Annotated in this window: 17 protein-coding genes and 2 pseudogenes; 14 read left to right on the top strand and 5 right to left on the bottom strand. The window is 67.1% G+C overall.

All coding sequences use genetic code 11. The features are described 5' to 3' along the window. The 3 genes and pseudogenes from Q0071_RS16375 to Q0071_RS16365 all read right to left on the bottom strand — a co-directional run. A pseudogene (locus Q0071_RS16375) lies at positions 1-422 on the bottom strand (F0F1 ATP synthase subunit alpha); the annotation flags it as partial. A gap of 30 nt (positions 423-452) precedes the next feature. After that, positions 453-1,007 (bottom strand): F0F1 ATP synthase subunit delta, encoded by a 555-nt coding sequence (locus Q0071_RS16370; RefSeq protein WP_298171837.1) that lies wholly within the window; start codon positions 1,005-1,007, stop codon positions 453-455. A gap of 221 nt (positions 1,008-1,228) precedes the next feature. Beyond that, positions 1,229-2,794: a serine protease gene (locus tag Q0071_RS16365; protein ID WP_298171834.1), complete on the bottom strand. Its 1,566-nt coding sequence runs from the start codon at positions 2,792-2,794 to the stop codon at positions 1,229-1,231. Positions 2,795-2,910: 116 nt separating this feature from the next. On the opposite strand from Q0071_RS16365, the gene Q0071_RS16360 reads away from it, so the two are divergent. From Q0071_RS16360 to Q0071_RS16345, 4 genes and pseudogenes are all read left to right on the top strand, one after another. Next, positions 2,911-3,561 (top strand): hypothetical protein, encoded by a 651-nt coding sequence (locus Q0071_RS16360; RefSeq protein ID WP_298171831.1) that lies wholly within the window; start codon positions 2,911-2,913, stop codon positions 3,559-3,561. A 91-nt stretch (positions 3,562-3,652) separates the two neighbouring features. Further along, positions 3,653-4,186: pseudogene (locus Q0071_RS16355) on the top strand (methylated-DNA--[protein]-cysteine S-methyltransferase); the annotation flags it as partial. Between the two features lie 205 nt (positions 4,187-4,391). Next, positions 4,392-4,895, top strand: coding sequence for a ferritin family protein (locus Q0071_RS16350; protein WP_298171828.1), 504 nt, complete (start codon positions 4,392-4,394; stop codon positions 4,893-4,895). 29 nt (positions 4,896-4,924) lie between these two features. Continuing rightward, complete coding sequence (locus Q0071_RS16345) at positions 4,925-5,779, top strand: kinase (RefSeq protein ID WP_298171825.1); 855 nt, start codon at positions 4,925-4,927, stop codon at positions 5,777-5,779. A gap of 184 nt (positions 5,780-5,963) precedes the next feature. Here Q0071_RS16345 and Q0071_RS16340 read toward each other — a convergent pair whose 3' ends face one another. Further along, positions 5,964-8,129 (bottom strand): primosomal protein N', encoded by a 2,166-nt coding sequence (locus Q0071_RS16340; protein WP_298171822.1) that lies wholly within the window; start codon positions 8,127-8,129, stop codon positions 5,964-5,966. A gap of 132 nt (positions 8,130-8,261) precedes the next feature. On the opposite strand from Q0071_RS16340, the gene fsa reads away from it, so the two are divergent. The 10 genes from fsa to Q0071_RS16290 all read left to right on the top strand — a co-directional run bounded on the left by fsa (position 8,262) and on the right by Q0071_RS16290 (position 18,247). Further along, positions 8,262-8,915 carry a fructose-6-phosphate aldolase gene (gene fsa, locus Q0071_RS16335; protein WP_298171819.1) on the top strand — a complete coding sequence of 218 codons (654 nt, stop codon included), beginning with the start codon at positions 8,262-8,264 and terminating at the stop codon, positions 8,913-8,915. Positions 8,916-8,960: 45 nt separating this feature from the next. Beyond that, the gene (cobT, locus tag Q0071_RS16330; protein WP_298171816.1) at positions 8,961-10,781 is read left to right on the top strand and encodes a cobaltochelatase subunit CobT; all 1,821 of its coding nucleotides are present in this window, start codon (positions 8,961-8,963) and stop codon (positions 10,779-10,781) included. A gap of 267 nt (positions 10,782-11,048) precedes the next feature. Continuing rightward, a complete protein-coding gene (locus Q0071_RS16325; RefSeq protein ID WP_298171814.1) occupies positions 11,049-11,567 on the top strand; it encodes a hypothetical protein in 519 nt (172 codons plus the stop codon). A 16-nt stretch (positions 11,568-11,583) separates the two neighbouring features. Continuing rightward, positions 11,584-12,111, top strand: coding sequence for a DUF2846 domain-containing protein (locus Q0071_RS16320; RefSeq protein WP_298171811.1), 528 nt, complete (start codon positions 11,584-11,586; stop codon positions 12,109-12,111). Positions 12,112-12,264: 153 nt separating this feature from the next. Further along, entirely contained in the window at positions 12,265-12,927 is a 663-nt protein-coding gene (locus tag Q0071_RS16315) for a nitroreductase (RefSeq protein WP_298171808.1), read from the top strand. Positions 12,928-13,002: 75 nt separating this feature from the next. Continuing rightward, positions 13,003-15,051: an adenylate/guanylate cyclase domain-containing protein gene (locus Q0071_RS16310; RefSeq protein ID WP_298171805.1), complete on the top strand. Its 2,049-nt coding sequence runs from the start codon at positions 13,003-13,005 to the stop codon at positions 15,049-15,051. Further along, entirely contained in the window at positions 15,038-15,781 is a 744-nt protein-coding gene (locus tag Q0071_RS16305; protein WP_298171802.1) for a hypothetical protein, read from the top strand. The genes Q0071_RS16310 and Q0071_RS16305 overlap by 14 nt, the downstream gene beginning before the upstream one ends. A gap of 74 nt (positions 15,782-15,855) precedes the next feature. Then, positions 15,856-17,319 carry a cysteine--tRNA ligase gene (gene cysS / locus Q0071_RS16300; RefSeq protein WP_298171799.1) on the top strand — a complete coding sequence of 488 codons (1,464 nt, stop codon included), beginning with the start codon at positions 15,856-15,858 and terminating at the stop codon, positions 17,317-17,319. Continuing rightward, a complete protein-coding gene (locus tag Q0071_RS16295) occupies positions 17,316-17,777 on the top strand; it encodes an RES family NAD+ phosphorylase (protein ID WP_298171796.1) in 462 nt (153 codons plus the stop codon). The genes cysS and Q0071_RS16295 overlap by 4 nt, the downstream gene beginning before the upstream one ends. Beyond that, positions 17,777-18,247: a DUF3828 domain-containing protein gene (locus Q0071_RS16290; RefSeq protein ID WP_298171846.1), complete on the top strand. Its 471-nt coding sequence runs from the start codon at positions 17,777-17,779 to the stop codon at positions 18,245-18,247. The genes Q0071_RS16295 and Q0071_RS16290 overlap by 1 nt, the downstream gene beginning before the upstream one ends. Here the strand turns inward: Q0071_RS16290 and Q0071_RS16285 are convergent. Beyond that, complete coding sequence (locus tag Q0071_RS16285) at positions 18,244-18,945, bottom strand: TonB-dependent receptor (protein WP_298171793.1); 702 nt, start codon at positions 18,943-18,945, stop codon at positions 18,244-18,246. The genes Q0071_RS16290 and Q0071_RS16285 overlap by 4 nt on opposite strands. Between the last annotated feature and the right edge of the window lie 44 nt (positions 18,946-18,989).

Genomic DNA, 18,989 nt, shown 5'->3' with positions numbered 1-18,989 from the left:
GACTTGCGCGGGATGATGCCGGGCGCCTTGACTTCGACGCGGGTGCGGACGGCGTCCACGATCGGGCCCTTGCCGTCGATCGGGTTGCCCAGCGCGTCGACCACGCGGCCGAGCAGGCCTTTGCCGACGGGGGCGTCGACGATGGTGCCGGTACGCTTGACCTGGTCGCCTTCCTTGATCTCGGCGTCCGAGCCGAAGATCACGACGCCGACGTTGTCGGCTTCGAGGTTGAGCGCCATGCCCTTCACCCCGTTCGCAAATTCGACCATTTCGCCGGCCTGGACCTGATCGAGGCCGTAGATGCGGGCAATACCGTCACCGACCGACAGCACCGAGCCGACTTCCGAGACCTGCGCCTCGGTGCCGAAGCTGGCGATCTGGTCCTTGATGACCTTCGAGATTTCAGCTGCGCGGATTTCCATGGAAACGCCTTTCGTAAAACTTTTGGAGCTTCAGCCCTTCATGGCCTGGGCGAGCGAATTGAGACGGGTGCGGATCGAACCGTCGATCATGCGGCTGCCAATCTGGACGACGAGGCCGCCCAGAATAGCCGGATCGACATGAGCCTTGACCGTGACGGAGCGGCCCTCGCGGGCCTTGAGCTTGTCGGCAAGCGCCGCAAGCTGCGCATCGTCAAGCGGGTGCGCGGTGGTCACTTCGGCGGTCACCTCTCCGCGCGCCGCAGCGGCGATCGCGGTGAACGCGCGCACCACATCGGGCAGCGAGGCGAGACGGCGGTTAGCCGCCAGCACGCCGAGGAACTTGCGGGTGAGGCCCGAAAGCTTGAGATAGTCGGCAACCGCGTCGATCGTCTTCGCGGCGGCATCGCGCGAGACTTCGGGGTTCTTGAGCAGTGCGGCCAGGTCAGCCGATTCGCGCACCGCCGCGCCAAGGGTGTCGAGGTCGGTTTCGACCGCCGTCACAACCCCCTGTTCGCCCGCCAAGTCATAGAGCGCGGCCGCATAACGTCCCGCCAAGCTGGCCGTAATCCCGCCGGAAATCTCCACGCGCCTTGGTCCCCTTCATCCAGGATGGATCGCAAATGTAGCTTGCATGGGCCATGGTGCCGCGCACAAAGCACGGCGGCCCGCAATGGGGGCGCGCCTAGCAACCAAGTCCCTGCCTGACAAGATGCCAGTTGCCGATTCCCGGGACAGTGTGAAAACCAAGCCCTTTCAGGCAGGCCCCTCCGGGCTGTCAGATGCCTCGCATGATCTTCCGCGCGCGATCAGGGCGCGGGCTTGCAAGTGTAGCGCAGTCGCTCGTTGGGTTCGGCCGGCAGCAAGGCCCGGATCGACCCCTGCGCCTCGCCCAGCGCGCGCGCGGCCGCCTCGTCCACCCCGCAGGCCGGTGCGCTCAGCTTCGCTCGCGCCGCCCGCGCGGCGGTCATCGCGTCGAGCCCCATGAGATAGCGCTCGACCGTGTACTCGCGCCGATCCGCATCGAACCGCGTCACTGAAATCGTCGCTTCGCCTTGCGGCACCAGCACCCGGCTCCAGCCGTCCCCCGCCAACCCGTATTGAGTCCGCCCGTTGACGCAACCGCCCGGCGCCCAGCTCAGCGGCACGTCGGTCACGTCGGAAACGGTCACCCGGCTGCGCTGCGGATCGAGCACGCAGACCAGCTTTTGCGGGCTTTCCGGCGCAGGAGCGCTGGCATCCGCCGCCGGGCTCGCTTCGGCTCTGGCCTTCGTTTCGGCGATGATGTCCTTGGCCCGCTCGTCGATCAGGCTGAGCGGCGGACGCAGCAGCCAGACGGCCACTGCGGCAAGCGCCAGCACCCCCGCTGCGCCGCCCGCGATCCTGAGCTCGCGCTGCTTGCCGCGCTGGAGGAAGGCAAACGCCGCCGCACCCGCCGCCACCGCCGCCACCAGCAGCACCGCCGCCAGCGCCAGCCCGTTGTCGCGTTCGGAAAGGATCTGCAGTTCCGCATCATGCTGCGCCTTGGCGGCAAATTCGGCCTGCGCGGCCTTGCGCGCTTCCGCCGTTGCCGCCAGCCGCGCCTGATCCTCGGCCCCGCGCGCTGCATCCGCCCGGTCGAGATCGGCGAGCGAAGTGCAGGGCGCGCCGCTCACATGCGGGCTCACCCCGGCCTCCTGCAGGAACGCGGAAAGCTCGCGCATCGAGATCGCGAAGTAGAACGCCGAATCGGTCGTGTTCTCGCTCACCGTGCCAAAGCTGTTGACGCCGAGCACCCGCCCGCAGGCATCGAGCAGCGGCCCGCCCGAATTGCCTGAACCGATCGGCGCCGTGTGCAGGATCGTGTCGAACGCCTTCGACGAGCGCCCCGCCGAGACATAGCCGCGCGTCTTCACCGCCGCCTGCGGGCTGACGAGGTCGCCCATCGAAAGCCCTTCGGCCATATCGACGTTGCCGGGATAACCCGCCGCATAGACTTCCTCGCTGTCGGTCGGCGCGCCGGAAAACAGCGTCAGCGCATTGAGCGAAGCGCCCGGCTTCAGCTTCAGCAGCGCCAGATCGCGCTGGGGCGAATAGGCGGCAATCGTCGCGGCATAGCCTCCGCGCCCCTCGGACGGAACGACGCCCGCCACGATCCCGTCGCTGCTGCGCAGGTCTTCCACGACGTGGGCATTGGTCACCACGAGATCGGGCGCGATGGCAAAGCCGGTGCCGTGGCTTACGAGCCGCGCTGCGCCGCCATCATACTGGATCAGCACCACCCGCACCACGCCCCGGCTCGCGGCGGCAATATCGCCCGGATCGGCCAGCGCGGGCGCGGCCAACGCCAGCGTTATGGCGCCAAGGATGCAGATGATTCGGCGCAGCAAGTCCATGCAGGCTAAGTTCCTTTGGCGACCGGGATTGCAGAGCAGCGGTTTCGCATTACACCTTGGGTTCCGCAAGGTGGGGGCATTCCATGGGTTCAGGTAAGATTTCGCGCAGGCTCGCTGTGGCCTTGCTGTTGCTCGCGGCACCGGTTGCCGCGGCCGCAGCCGATCAGCCGGCCGAGGCGCCGTTCCGCATCGGCGAGGCGGCCATGGCCATGCCCATTCCCGCCGGGCTCTGCCTCCCGACCGGAGACTCGGCGGCCATTGCCCAGATGACCGCCGCCGCCGATGGCAGAAACGTCACCGTGGCCGATTTCTGGACCTGCGGCGCGGCAAAGCAGGCGGGCACGCACTATGTCCTGCTCAAGGTGCCCACCCAGGTCCTGCTCATGCGACTGCCGAAGGACGATACGCTCGCGTCGCTCAACGCCACGCTCACCGGGCCGGATTCGCCCAAGTTCGACGGGGATTTCGATCGCATGGCCAAGGAGGGGATCGACAAGGTCACCGGCTTGCAGACCAAGGTCGAAAGCGACTTCGGCTATATCAGCCGCGATGCAGACTGCATCTACATGGGCGGCCGCGTGGCCATTGCCTTCGAGGCGGGCAAGCCGGCAAAGCCCGGCCTTGTCGCCACCTGCATGACAGTCGTTGGCGAGAAGCTCGTCAACGTCAACGTCTACGACAATCGGCCGGACACCGGGATCAAGGCGGTGATGAACGAGGCGCATGCCATCGCGCTGACCATCCGCCGCACCAACCCGGCAAATTGACCGCAAGCGGCGGGAAGCCTGCCGGTATCGGCGGCGCTACAAGGCTGCCCACACCCGCAGCAGGAGCACGCCGATGAGCCGGACCGAACCCACCCCCTCCGCCTGGATCGATGGCGGCCGCGGCGCAGTGATCCGCTGGGATGTCGCGCAGACGTCGCTCGGCCCGATGCTCGTCGCCGCGACGGACAAGGGCGTCTGCCGCCTCTCCTTCGGTGAGGATCCCGCCGTTCTGGCCGATCGCTTTCCCAAGGCCGAACGCGTGCGGGGCGGTGAACACTTCGCGCGCCTTCTCGCTGAAATCGTCGCCGCTGCCGAAGCCCCCGGCGAGGTCGATTTCAGCCACATCCCCGTCGATGTTGCCGGCACACCCTTTCAGCAGGACATCTGGCAGGCGCTGCGCCGCATCCCCAAGGGCGAGACGCGCACGTACGCCCAGCTCGCCGCCGAAGTCGGCCGCCCCGGCGCGGTGCGCGCCGCAGGCTCTGCCAACGGCGCCAACCACGTCTCGCTGCTGATCCCCTGCCACCGCGTGATCCGCACCGATGGCAGCCTCGGCGGCTATGCCTGGGGCCTCGATATCAAGGCCAAGCTCCTCCAGCGCGAAGGCGCACTCCTGCTCCTTTAAGCCCTCTCCCACGCTCATCCTGAGCTTGTCGAAGGGCAGGAGAGAGGGCCCGCGAGAGGGGAAATTGGCAGAGCACAAACCCCCGCTCATGCTGAGCTTGTCGAAGCATCCCGCACCACATTAGCCGCGCGATTAAATCGCCTTCCCATTCCGCCCACCCCTGATGTACGCTCCCCCGGAACCAGAACACCAAGGGAGACCCCACATGCCCACCGTCACGCTCGAACCGGGAATGCCGCAGACCATCGGTGAGGCCTTCGCCCACATCGGCACCGTCACTGCGCCCACGGTCATGGACATCAAGGTCATGTGCCTCGTCGAAGCCGCCAGCAAGGAACTCTACCGCGCCACCGCTGCGGGCGCAGAGAACCCCGCCGTCGCCGATCTCCTGCGCACCAATGGTGATGAGGAATTCGTCCACGCCCGCCGCGCTGCCGCCGTGCTCAAGGTGCTGACGGGAGAGGACTTCACGCCGCCCGAGGCCGACGCCAACCCCTATCTCGCCAGCGGCGTGTTCCCCATCGGCGAACTCACCCCGCCCGCGCTGCGCAAGCTCGCGCAGACCGAATTCGACGGCGAAACGCTCTACGAAGGCTGGGCCGTCAGCATCGGCAACGAAGAAGCTGCCGCCCTCCTGCGCGCCAACGGGCGGGAAGAAACCGACCACGGCAACCGCCTGCTGCAGGCGGCTGCGCTGCTGGAGGGGTGAGGGAGCAAAGCCCCGCAATCGCAGCCTTCATGGCGGCTGAACGGTTGCCGGAAACCTACCGCGCCACCATCGAGACATACTGGCGCCCCCTTGCTGCCGCCATCGCAGCAAGGGCCACCGGCGTGCCGCTCATCGTCGGTGTCAGCGGTTCGCAGGGCAGCGGCAAGTCCACGCTCTGCCGCATGCTTGAAGTGCTCCTCGCCGAGGACCACGGCCTTCGCGTAGCCACGCTCTCGCTCGATGATCTCTATCTCACCCGCACTGCGCGCGCCGAACTCGCCGCTTCGGTCCATCCGCTCTTCGCCACGCGCGGGGTTCCCGGCACGCATGATGTGGCGCTCGGCCTCTCGCTGCTGAATGCCGTCCGCGCAGGACAGGCTGGCATCCACCTCCCGCGCTTCGACAAGGGGGCGGATGACCGCGTGCCCGAAACGCGGTGGCCGCTGCTCGAAGCCCCGCTGGATGTGCTGCTGTTCGAAGGCTGGTGCATGGCCGCCACGCCCCAATCCGCAACCGATCTCGCCGCCCCGATCAACCGCCTTGAAGCCGATGAAGACCCGCACGGCACCTGGCGCGCCTATGTCAACGCCGCGCTCGCCGGCCCCTATCGCGCCTTGTTCGATGCGCCCGATTACCTCGTCATGCTCGCCGCCCCCGGATTTGAAGCCGTCCTCGGCTGGCGGCAACTGCAGGAAAGCAAACTGCGCGCCCGCACCGGCGGGGGGATGACGGATGCCGAACTGGCCCGCTTCGTGATGCACTACGAACGGATCACGCGGCACCTGCTGGCCGATCTGCCCGAGCGGGCTGACGTGGTTGTCTCGCTGGGGGAGGACCATACGGTCGAGACAGTCCGCTACACCATACCCCAGACGCAACCTTGAGCCCTCCCCCCTTCAGGGGAGAGGGCCAGGAGAGGGGGCCGCAGAATCCATTTTCCTACACGCCCCCGGCCATGGCACATCGGCTCTCTGCTCTTTGAATCGTCAAGCCGCTGAAATAGAACGATGCAACCGGATCGGATATTGTGCTCAGGACAGTGTAAACTGTGTCAACTTGCGTTGGATTTCAGACGAAGGAATAGGGGTCGATATCCACCGCCACCCGCACCCCCGGCGGGAAGCGCAGCGGGGCGAGCCAGCTGCGGATCAGCTTCTGCACTTCGGCCGAACGGCGCGCCGCGATCAGCAGGCGGTAGCGGTGCCGCCCGCGCAGCAACGAAAGCGGGGCAGGGGCGGGGCCTAGGATCAGGACGCCGGGCTCATCCGGCCGCGTGCCGCCGATGGCGCGGGCCGCTTCGCGGGCTTCGGCCTCGTCCTCGCTCGAAACGATGATCGCCGCCCACCGGCCAAATGGCGGCGCGCCCGCCTCGCGCCGCGCCTCGGTTTCAGCCGCGTAGAACGCGTCGCGCGATCCGCTGGCGAGCGCGGCGATCACCTCGGCCTTGGGATGGCGCGTCTGGATCAGCACCTCGCCCGGCTTGGCCCCGCGCCCGGCCCGCCCGGCGACTTGGGCGATCTGCTGGTACGTCCGCTCCGCCGCGCGCAAGTCCCCGCCATCTAGCCCCATATCGGCATCGACAACGCCGACCAGCGTCAGTTCGGGAAAGTGAAACCCCTTGGTGACGAGCTGCGTTCCCACGATCACGTCGATCGCCCCCCCTTCCGCCTGCGCCACGAACTCGGCAGCAGCGGCGGGGCTCGCCAGCGTGTCGGAGGTGACGACAGCCACGCGTGCCCCCGGCAGCAATTCGCCCACCTCGTCGGCGATGCGCTCCACGCCGGGGCCGCAGGCGACCAGACAGTCCGGCTCGCCGCATTCCGGGCAGACTGGTGGCGGCGGCACCTCGTGCCCGCAGTGGTGGCAGGCCAGCCGTTGTGAAAGCCGGTGCTCGACCAGCCAGGCCGAACAGTTGGGGCACTTGAAGCGGAACCCGCAGTGCCGGCACAGCGTCAGCGGCGCATAGCCGCGCCGGTTGAGAAACAGCAGGCTCTGCTCGCCCTTGGCCAGCCGGTCCTGCAGCGCTTCCACCAGCGGCGGCGCCAGCCAGCGCCCGCGCGGCGGCTGCAGTTCCGTCAGGTTGATGATCTCGATCTTCGGCAACTGCGCCCCGCCGAACCGGCTCGGCAGCACCAGCCGCTTGTAGCGCCCCGCCTCGGCCATCTGCAGGCTCTCCAGCGCCGGTGTCGCGCTTGCCAGCACCACCGGCACGCCCTCGAAGTGCCCCCGCATCACCGCCACGTCGCGGGCATTGTAGCGCACGCCGTCGTCCTGCTTGAACGCTACCTCGTGCGCTTCGTCGACCACCACGAGGCCGAGATCTGCAAACGGCAGGAACAGCGCCGAGCGCGCTCCGACCACGACTTTCGCCCCGCCGAACGCCACCTGCCGCCACGCCCGCCGCCGCTCCGAAGCCTTGAGCGAGGAATGCCAGGTGACGGGCGTCACCCCGAACCGCGCCTCGAACCGGCCCAGAAACGCGGCGGTGAGTGCGATTTCGGGCAGCAGCACCAGCACCTGCCGCCCAGCCTCCAGCGCCGCTGCAACGGCCTCGAAATAGGTCTCGGTCTTGCCGGAGCCCGTCACCCCATCGAGCAGGAACGGCTGGAACCTATGCGCTGCGACGGCCTCCACCATCTCCGCTGCCGCCTCGGCCTGCTGCTCGGCCAGCGCCGGTGCGGCGAACAGCGGATCGGGCGCGGGGTAGGGCCGGTCGCTATCGACCAGCACCGGCTCCAGCAGCCCCTGGCTTAGCATCCCGCGCAGCACGCCTTCGGAAACCCCCGCGATCTCCGCCAGCTCGCGCATCGTCGCCTGTTCGCCCTGCAGCAGATCGAGCGCCTGCAGCCGCTGCGGGGTCATCCGCGCCGGTTCTTCGCCGGTGAGGCGGTATTCGGTGACCGTCCCGCTACCCTTCAGCGCCGCGCTGCTCGACAAGGCCATACGCGCCACGGCAGAGAGTGGCGCGAGGTAGTAGTCGGCAACCCAAGCGATCAGGCGGCGCAAGGGCGCGGGCAGCGGCGGCACCGGCAGCACTTCGAGAACGCTGCGCAGCTTGTGCTCGGGGTAGTTATCGCGCGGCAGATCGCCATCATCCCACACCACGCCGAGGATCTGGCGCGGGCCCAGCGGCAGCACCACCACGCTGCCGGGCGGCGCATCCATTCCCTCGGGCACCCGGTAGTCGAGCGCGCCGAGGGCGGCGTTGAAAACGATGCAGCGCACGCGGGTCATGCACCCCATCTAGGGACTGGTGGCCTTGGGGGCAAAGGCTCACCGCCACCCGCTTGGGGAAGAATGACAGGCTACACAGCGCCCGCCCTCGCGCTATAGGGTTCGCAGAATCGGATACAGGACACGTTCCCCATGAAGTTTTTCGTCGATACCGCCGACACCGCCGAGATTGCCGACCTTGCCTCCACCGGCCTGCTCGACGGCGTGACCACCAACCCTTCGCTGATCGCCAAGGCTGGGCGTGATTTCATCGAAGTGACGCGCGAGATCTGCGGCCTCACCAGCGGCCCGGTCTCGGCCGAAGTCGTGGCGCTCGATCACGAAGGCATGATGCGCGAGGCGGAAATCCTGCGGAAGATTGCCGACAACGTCTGCATCAAGGTCCCGCTCACCATCGATGGCCTCAAGACCTGCAAGGCGCTCACCAGCGACGGCTCGATGGTCAACGTCACGCTGTGCTTCTCGGCCAACCAGGCGCTGCTGGCGGCCAAGGCCGGCGCGACCTTCATCTCGCCTTTCGTCGGGCGGCATGACGACAACGGCTTCGACGGCATGGATCTCATCCGCGATATCCGCCTGATCTACGACAACTACGCCTTCGGCACCGAAATCCTCGTCGCCTCGATCCGCCACGGCGTCCACGTCCTCGAAAGCGCCAAGATCGGCGCCGACGTCATCACCGCGCCCCCCGCCGTGATCAAGGGCTTGTTCAAGCATGTGCTGACCGAAAAGGGCATCGAAGGCTTCCTTGCGGATTGGGCCAAGACGGGGCAGACAATCGGGTGAAGTCGGCAATCGGCTGAAACTCAACCCGACGGATGAAGACAGACCTTGCCTGACGAAAGCCCCCTCGACCAGTTCCGCTCGGTTCTCGCCGGCACCGCGCGCGCCGTGGCCGATGTGCCCGAACTCGAAGTCGCCTGGACCGCCGATGCGCCGAGCCAGACGGGGACGAACCTGCGCCTGCCGATGCCGGGCCGCGCGCTGCCCGCCGCGCAAGTGGCCGAAGCGCGGGGCTTTGCCGATGGCATGGCGCTCAAGCTGCGTCTGCACAACGAGACCTTGCACAACCGCAGTGCCCCCACCGAACCGCTCGCCCGCGCCTGCTACGATGCAATCGAGCAGGTGCGCTACGAGGCGCTGGGTTCGGACGGCTACGCCGGTATCCGCGGCAACCTCGATGCCGCAACGACCATGCGCATCGCCTCCGATCCGATCGCCCGCGCGATCCGGCCCGAGGACGTGCCGCTGCCCACCGCGCTTGCCATGCTGCTGCGCGAGAAGCTGACCGGGCAGGCCGTGCCTCCCGCCGCCGAAATCGGCACCGCGATGGTGCGCAGCTGGATCGAAGCGCGCGCCGGGGCCGATCTCGAAGGGTTTGCCGATCTGCTGGATGACCAGAAGGCGTTCCAGAACCTCGCGCTCGAAATGCTCGGTCACCTCGATCTCACCAAGTCCCCCGACGAGGCCGATGACGGCGGCGATGAGGACGAGGGCGAGCAGGCCGACGACGAGGCCGAAGACCAGCCCGACGCCTCGGACGACGGCGCCGAGCAGCAGCCGAGCGAAGTCGCCGGGGACACCACCGAAGGCGACGAACAGGGCGAAGATCAGGAGCAGACCGAGACATCGGAGGACTCTGCCGACGCCGACATGGCCGACGAGGGTGAGGAAGGCATGCTCCCCACGCGCCCCAACCGACCGTGGACCGATCTGCCGGATAGCTGGGAATACAAGGCCTACACCACCCAGTTCGACGAAGTCGTCTCCGCCACCGAGCTGTGCGACGAGGAAGAGCTCACCCGCCTGCGCGCCTATCTCGATGCACAATTGAAGGGCCTCCAGGGCATCGTCACCCGCCTTGCCAACCGCCTGCAGCGCCGCCTTATGGCGCAGCAGAACCGTTCGTGGGATTTCGATCAGGAAGAAGGCCTGCTCGATGCCGCGCGGCTCGCCCGCGTCGTCATCTCGCCCGGCCATTCGCTGTCGTACAAGATCGAGCGCGACGTCGAGTTCAAGGATACCGTCGTCACCCTGCTGATCGATAACTCCGGCTCGATGCGCGGCCGCCCCATCTCGATCGCGGCGATCAGCGCTGACATCATGGCGCGCACGCTGGAGCGCTGCGGGGTGAAGACCGAAGTGCTCGGCTTCACCACCCGCGCGTGGAAGGGCGGCCAATCGCGCGAGGCGTGGCTTTCGGGCGGCAAGCCCGCGCACCCCGGCCGCCTCAACGACCTGCGCCACATCGTCTACAAGAAGGCGGACGAGCCCTGGCGCCGCGCGCGCAAGAACCTCGGCCTGATGATGCGCGAGGGGCTGCTGAAGGAAAACATCGACGGCGAGGCGCTGCTCTGGGCGCATTCACGCCTGCTTGCGCGGCAGGAGGATCGCCGCATCCTCATGGTCATCTCGGACGGCGCGCCGGTCGACGATTCGACGCTTTCGGTCAATTCGGCGGGCTACCTCGAACAGCACCTGCGCCGCGTGATCGACTGGATCGAGAAGCAGTCCCCGGTCCAGCTCGTCGCCATCGGCATCGGCCATGACGTGACGCGCTACTACCGCCGCGCCGTGACGATCATGGATGTCGAGCAGCTCGGCGGCACGATGGTCGAGCAGCTGGCGGGGCTGTTCGAGGACGACGACTGATCGGTCGGTCCGGATCGTCCTTTGCGCCGCAATACCCTGAATGATCGGAAATCGCGCCAGGCCGGGCGCGGGCGTTTTTCGCGCTATGCCGCGCGCCGGAAATGATGATACGCCGTGCGCGGGGGAAAGATGATGCGCCGTCGAATTGGGGTTGTGCCAGCGCTGCTGCTGCTTTCCGCACCGACTTGCCTGCCTGCACAACCGGTGCCTGCTCGAGCGGCGGAGCCAGTTGACCCCCCCGCTGCTGCGGTTGCGGATACCCCGGATTTGCCCTGCGAACGGTGCATTCCTGCGCTCGCGCCGGTCGACCTCGTGCTCGATACCGATCTGGGCAGCAAGATCAGCAAGACGGGTGAGACCTTTTCCTTCCACCTTGCTGCACCGATCGTGATCGGAGGGCACGAACTCGTGCCTGCGGGGACGCCGGGGCAAGGGGAAGTGATCCACGCCAAGAAGGCGGGCGGCAGCGGGACGGCGGGCGAACTCGTGCTGGCCGCACGCTACCTTTCCGTCGGCTCACAGCGCCTGCGGCTGCGCTCCATGCATATCGCCCAGCGGTCCGAGGACGCGATTGGCAAGATAGATGCCTTCAATGCCGCCACCGTGATGAGCCCGGTGCCGGTGGCCCTGGTGGGCTTTGCCATCACTGGCCGAAACAACGTTTTCCCCAAGGGAACCCCGGCTATCGCCAAGACCGCAGAGGTCTTCCAGGTGCCGCCACCGGATGGCAGCGGGGCGACATCGGATCAATCAACCCGGCCGGCAACTCCGCCCGTCGGACCATAAGAGGAGAGGAAGCAGGATGATCAAGGCAGCAACAAGGGCGGGACTGATCCTGTTGGCGACGGCCACGATGGCGACGTCCGCCCACGCAGGTGACAAGCCCCCGGTGCGCATCCCTGCGCCGCCCGCAGGCAAAGGCCAGATCGTGTTCTACCGCACCGGTACGATCATGGGCGCGGCAATGGGCTGCGCTGTCAACGAAGGCGGCCAGAAGATCAGTTCGCTCGGCTCGGGCCGCTATTTCATCCTCGTGACCGATCCGGGCCGCCACGAATACACCGTGAAGAGCGAGGCCAAGGACGTGCTCGCGCTTGAGGTCGAGGCCGACGAGACGCAGTACGCCATGTGCCGGATCAAGATGGGCGTGATGGCCGGACGGCCCGACCTGCGCCCCTCGACCGCAGAGGAATTCACCAAGGCCGGCACCAACCGGATGGTCGATGCGGATGATATGGGGCCAGCGCCCGGCGCACTGCGCGCGGATCAGGTCGAAGCTGCCCTTGCGGCCACGCCGGCTCCGGTGGCACCTGCGGCTCCGGCCAACTGAGAGCGCGGCACGGCAAGGCGGCCAACCGTCCATGCCGGTTGACCGCCTTGCCTTAATCGGTCAATTAAACTCCAACCCACATCCCTGCGCCAGCGACGTGCACTGGCACTGGCACTGGCGCAGGGATGTCTTCATAAGCCGGAGAGATTGCCCATGAATGTTGCCGAAGCCGTACTCACGCGCCGTTCGATCCGGGCGTTTCAGGACAAGCCCGTTCCGCTCGACGTGCTGCGCCGGGTGATGGACACCGCGCGCTGGGCGCCTTCGGGCTGCAATTTCCAGCCGTGGGAAGCGGCCATCGTCACCGGCGAGCCGCTCAAGGAACTGCAGGCGAAGATGATGGCGACGCCGCCGCAGAACCCGCGCGAATATAGCTGGGACGATCCGGAAGTGATCCCTGAATGCAAGGCGCGGCTCCACGGCGTGGGCAAGGCGATGTACAGCGCGATGGGCATTGGCCGCGAGGATGTCGAAGCGCGCAACAAGTTCATGGGCGCCAATGTCGTCTCGTTCGGTGCGCCGGCGGTGCTGCTGTGCTATTTCGACCGCCGCATGGGGCCGCCGCAGTGGTCGGACGTCGGCATGTGGCTGCAGACGATCATGCTGCTGCTGCGCGGCGAAGGGCTCGATAGCTGCCCGCAGGAAGCGCTTTCGCTTTATGCCAAGCTGATCAAGGACTTCGTCGGCGTTTCGGATGAAACCCATATCTTCTTCTGCGGCATCGCTATCGGCTACCGCGAGGAGGAAAGCCCGGTTAACAACTTCGCGCGCGAGCGCGAGCCGGTGGACGGCAACGTCAAGTTCCTCGGCTTCTGATGGGATTGCATGCGCCACTGCATAGGCAGTGGCGCATGGGGGCGCTAATCAACCGCAGAACGCGGGGGGGTGGCGATGCCTGATTCCAGAGGCACATCGGCGCAGGCGCTGCGGCAGGGGCTGCGCGAGCTCGGCTGGCAGCGGCTGGCTGTGGCGGCGCTGCTGCTTGTGCTGGCGCTGTTCACCGCGCTGCGTAGCTGGCACCTGCCCATTCTGGGCGATGCGGAAAATGCGCTCTACGACCTCCGCGCCGCCAGCTTCGCGCCCCGCACGGATACCGACAAGCGCATCGTCCTTGTCGTCTATACTGACGATACCAACCGCAAGACCGGGCAGATCTCCCCGGTCGATCGCACCGTGCTGGCGCAGGCCCTCGCGCAGATTGAAGGCCTCAAGGAAACGGGGGAGGGCGCGAAAGGCATCGGCATCGATATCCTGCTCGATAGCGCGCAGGACGATGACCCGCTGCTTCAGGCTGCGCTGCGCGGCATGACGACGCCGGTCTACCTCGCCTTTGCCAGCAATCGCACCAATCCAGAGGCGATCACCTGGGAGCAGGAGCGGGACCTCAGGCGCTATATCGCGGCGGTGCGCACGGATACGACGAAGCCCGCCAGCATCCTCCTCGTCACCGATAACGACGGCGCCGCGCGTCGCTGGCCGCGCCATTATCCCGGCCTGCCGCCGCTGCTCTCCGAAGCGCTGACGCAGGCTACGCCCGACGCTGCGCCGGCCTTTGCGGGGTTCACCGGGCCGATCCGCTACCGCCTGCCCAGCGCGAAGGACCGCCCGGTCTTCGAGAAAATCCCCATCGATCTCCTCGCTGATCCTGCCACCGCGCCGCTCGTTGCCGATACAATTCGCGGCCGCTACGTGCTGATCGGCGGCGACTTCGCCGATTTTGACCAGTTCGACACGCCGTTCACCCGCACTGGCCTCTCCGCCGATCCGCGCGGCGGGCATGCGCGGATGATCGGGGTGGAAGTGCACGCCGCGATGCTGGCGCAATTGCTCGACAAGGCGCGCCCAAGCGGCGTGCCGGGCTGGGCGCAGGCGCTGGGCGCGGTGCTTGCCGTGCTGCTGGGCATGATGACGGCTGCTGCGCGCGCGCGCCCCTGGCAGCTGGCGCTCGGCGTGGCGGCGCAACTCCTCGCGTTCGCGGCGGTTCCGTTCCTTGTCGCGCAAGCAGGCTTCGATACGCTGGGCTTCCCGGCGGTCGGCTGGCCGGTGGGTTGGTTGATCGCCTATGTCGCCGTCAGCGCGGCGCTGCGCGCAGTGGGCGCGGCGCAGCGTGAGTTCGCCCAGGGCGCACTCGGCAAATACCTGCCGCGCTCGGTCGCCAGCGAAATCCTGCGCAATCCGGAGCGGCTGCGGCTGCATGGCGAGAAGCGGGCGATCTTCTGCCTGTTCAGCGATCTCGAAGGCTTCACCAAGCTGACCCACGCGGTCGAACCGGAAATGATCGCGCGCCTCCTCAACGATTATCTCGACCGGCTTTCGGCGGTGGTGCTCGAACACGGCGGCACGCTCGACAAGTTCGTCGGCGATGCGGTTGTCGCGTTCTGGGGCGCGCCGATTGCCTATCCGGACGACGGGGAGCGCGCGGTCAGGGCGGCCATCGCGATGTATCACGCGGGCGAGGACTTCCGCCGCAATGCGCCTGCCGGAGTGCCGCCGATTGGCCGCACCCGTGTCGGCGTCCATTTCGGCGAGGCGATTGTCGGCAATTTCGGCGGCGAGGGGCGCATCCAGTACACCGCGCTTGGCGATGCGATGAACACTGCCGCCCGGCTTGAAGGCGCGAACAAGCCGCTGGGCACCACGATCCTTGTCAGCCGCGAGGCCCTGGAGCGCTCTGGCCTCGATGGCTTCCGCCCGATGGGCACGGTGCGCCTGCGCGGACGGGCGACGCCGGTAGAGGTGTTCGAGCCGGTGCCGGAGGGCGATCCTTCCGCCCGCGCGCTTGCCGAAGACCTTGTCGCCGCGCATGCTGCGGGCAATCGCGCGGCTGTGCAGGCGCTCACAGCGCGAATCGGTGCGGACGGCCACAAGGATCCTGCGCTGGCCAATCTGGCGCGCCGCCTGGCGGAACTGGATGATGGAGAGAGCTATGTCCTTGGCTAGTCGCACCCTTGCCGGCGCCGCCCTGATGGCTGCCAGCTGCGGCTGGACCGTGGCGGCCAATGCGCAAGCCGTGGTGATCCGCTCGACCGGGCCTTCGGCGGCGGTTTATCCCATGGGGCGCAAGCTGCCGGCGGGTGCGGCGGTCACGCTCAAGGCGGGCGATCAGGTGACGGTGATCGATCAGGCTGGCTCGCGCGTGCTGTCCGGCCCGGGCAGCTTTCGCATCGACAATGCCGTCAACCGCGATGCTGCAAGCGGTGCAAACAGCGCGCTCGCCGCGCTCATCGCACGCGGCGGCGCGCGCACCCGCACCGGGGCCGTGCGCGGCGATACCGAAGAGCCGACCGAAGCCGTCCGCCCCGACAATGTCTGGTATGTCGACGTCAGCCGCGGCGGCACCGTCTGCATTGCCGATCCCGCGCAAGTCGTGCTCTGGCGGCCCAATCGCGCCGAGACCGGCAACGGCACGCTCTACGGCGCGGACAACACCCCCGCCGAAGTGACCTTCCGCGCCGGAAGCGCGATCAAGCTGTGGCCGGTCGCGGCGCTGCCGGTGGTGGATGGCCAGACCTACCGCTTCACCAGCCCGGTCGGCCAGACGGTGAAGATCACCATGCGGCTGCTGGCGGATGTGCCGGAAGACCCCGTCGCGGTGGCGGCGCTGCTCGCGGAGAAGGGCTGCACCGCCCAGATCGATGTGCTGGCAAGCGCTCCGGTGGCGGCTGAATAAATAGGGACGGTCCCCATTTATCGGGATGCGCGCGCGCTTGACCGGCAGGCGCGCGGGCTGGCAGAGCGCGGGGCATGGAAACGACTGCTCCCCTCATGCTCTTCAACAGCCTGACCCGCCGCGCAGAGCCCTTCGTGCCCGTCCACGCGGGCGAGGCGCGCGTCTATACCTGTGGGCCGACGGTCTACAACTACCCCCACATCGGCAACATGCGCGCCTATGTCTTTGCCGACGTGCTGGGGCGGACGCTGAGCTTCAAGGGCTACAAGCTCACCCACGTCATCAACATCACCGATGTCGGCCACCTGACCGACGATGCGGACGATGGCGAGGACAAGATGGAGCGGATGGCAGCCGCACAGAAGCAATCGATCTGGGACATCGCTGAGCACTACAAGCAGGCCTACTGGGCCGACGTGCGCGCGCTCAATATCCGCCAGCCCGCGCAGTGGACCGTGGCGACGGACTACGTCGAGCAGATGATCGAGTTTGCGAAGGGGATCGCGGCGAAGCACTGCTATGAACTGGAAAGCGGGCTCTATTTCGACGTTTCGACCGTCGCCGATTATGGCCGCCTCGCCCGTGCGCAGACCGAAGACGGGGAGGGCCGGATCGAGGCTGTGGAAGGCAAGCGTAACGCTGCCGACTTCGCGATCTGGCGCAAGACTCCGCCGGGCGAGACGCGGCAGATGGAGTGGGATTCGCCCTGGGGCAAGGGCGCTCCGGGCTGGCACCTCGAATGCTCGGTCATGTCGGGCGCGGTGCTGGGCTTTCCTTTCGATATCCACACCGGCGGGATAGACCACCGCGAGATTCACCACCCCAACGAGATCGCGCAGAACCAGGCGCATTGCTGCACGAATGGCCTCGATGATCCGCGCAATTCCGGCGCGAACATTTGGATGCACAACAACTTCCTCGTCGAACGCAGCGGCAAGATGTCGAAGTCCTCGGGCGAGTTCCTGCGGCTGCAATTGCTGATCGACAAGGGCTACCATCCGCTGGCCTATCGGCTGCTGTGTCTGCAGGCGCACTATCGCAGCGAACTGGAGTTCAGTTGGGAAGGGCTGGGGGCAGCGCTGACGCGGCTCAAGCGGTTGGTGATGGCGGTCGAGCAGTTACGAGCGCGCGACGAGGACACTTCCTCAACTGCACCCGGTCCACGCTTCCAGCCTTTCCTCGAACGGTTCGACGCGGCGGTGTCGGACGACCTCAATACGGCCATTGCGCTCACCGTGCTCGAAGAGGTTGCGGTGCTCAAGAAGGTCGATCCGGCGGAGAAGCTCGCTGCACTTGCCGCCATGGACTCCGTCCTCGGCCTCCATCTCCTGAACCTCACCCGCACCGATCTGCGCATCCGCCCCAAGTCCGCTAAGATCAACGAAGCCGAAATCGAAGCCACCCTCGCCGCCCGCAAGGAGGCTCGCGCGGCCAAGGACTTCGCCCGCTCCGATGCGCTGCGCGATGAACTCGCCGCCAAGGGCGTTGAGGTCATGGACGGCGATCCGCTGGGTTGGGAGTGGAAGCTTGTGCCGTGAAGCTCTGGCGGATCACTCGGTCCGTTCATACCGCGATTGATGGCGCAGGCGCGCTTGCGCACAGCGGGCGCTATTCGCCGCCGGGTCTCCCGGTGGTTCACTTCGCGTCCGAGGCCGCGCTGGCGGTGTTGATCGCGCTGCGCTATCAGCCGACCGATCCGGACGAGGGCGCGGCGGACCTTGTGCTGGGCTGGATCGACATTGCAGCAGCGCCGGAACGGGTGCCTGCCGGCCTTGCCGAGCCGGAGATCCAGACGTGGGTAACGGACTGGCTTGTGCAACGCCGCTCGCTGGTTGCAGCGGTTGCATCGAAAGTGCTTCCCGAAGGCGACGTCGTGCTGTTCAATCCGTGCCACCCTGATGCCGGGCAGGCTGGCCTACTCGCGGTGCGCCCTTTCAGCTTTGCCGATTGTCTGCACACCCCGCCGATGCGCGCCATCTATGGAGCTGGTCTGTGATGATCTTCGCCGCGCTTGCTCTCGCCGCCGCGCCTCTAGACACGCCTCAGGCCGCGATTATGGCCATCTACGCCCCTTTTCGCCGCGCCGAAATGCACGATGCGGCGTGGGAGCGCCCGATTTTCACCCCGCGCCTCAAGGCCCTGATCGCGAAGTGGCGCGCGGTCACGCCCAGCGATGAAGTCGACGATCTCTCCGATTTCGACTGGCTGTGCCAATGTCAGGACTGGGATGCGGGCGGCCTTCATGAGCGGATCACGGGCCTACGCGGGCAGGGCCGGGGGCGGCTCCGGGTGACGGTGTCGCTCGGCAAGGCGCCGGGCAGGCACGAGGTGCTGCGCTTCGTGCTGCAACGCTCTGGTGATCGCTGGCTGATCGATGATATTCATGCCAGCGGCTTCAAAGGCGGTCTCCGCGCGACCCTGCTGCGGACAACCGCCGCCGATATCGCGCTGCGCCGCCCCCGTTAGCGCTTGGGCACGATCACCAGCTTGTAGGGAATGAACAGCAGCACTTCCGAAAGGCCCGCCCGGTTCCATTCGTCCGGGCGGTTGAGCCCTTCGATCTCCACGCCGTAGTCCGGCCCAAGTTTGGCCGCCATGGCCTTGGCATCCGCTGCTATCACATCCGCAATCGCCGGGCGGTACTGGTCTGGATCGACGATCGAGAAAGTTAGGTCGTCGCTCGTCTCCATCAGCGCACGTCCTTCCAGCCTGACAGCCTTGACGAATGCGGTGATCGCTGCCTCTGCGGCCTGCGCGTCCCGGCCGTTCTGCAGCGGCGCCTTGATCAGCAGGGTCAGCTTCTGCGAATCGGGCCGGCTATCGCGCGCTAAAGTCAGATCGCGGTAGTTCCTGAGCGTGATCGGCTGGATCGTCTGCGTGCCATAGGCAAGCTGCACGCCGGATTTCGGCGCCTGGGCGATGGCATTGGCGAGGGTTGCGTAGATCTCGTTCGAGCGGCCTTTGGGATCGCGCGTGTCGCCGGTGATGGTGACTTCCTGCACCGCGAAATCGGCTGTCCGCTTGAGTCCGACGGCGGGCTGGGCGGAATTGTAGTCGTCGGCCGACCTGCGCTGGGCGGTGACGATCACTTCGTCGGCCTGCGCCATGGCCAGACCCGGCGTGGTGACCAGCGCAATGCTCATCATTGTAAACAATAGCTTCATGTCGTCGCTCGCCTCGCTATCGTACGGAAAACCAGACTGCCGGA

It is taken from the genome of Novosphingobium sp. (assembly GCF_027486195.1).
Taxonomy (GTDB): domain Bacteria; phylum Pseudomonadota; class Alphaproteobacteria; order Sphingomonadales; family Sphingomonadaceae; genus Novosphingobium.
The sequence above is the reverse complement of the archived record's forward strand: the minus strand, read 5'-3'. Positions and strand labels throughout refer to the sequence as shown.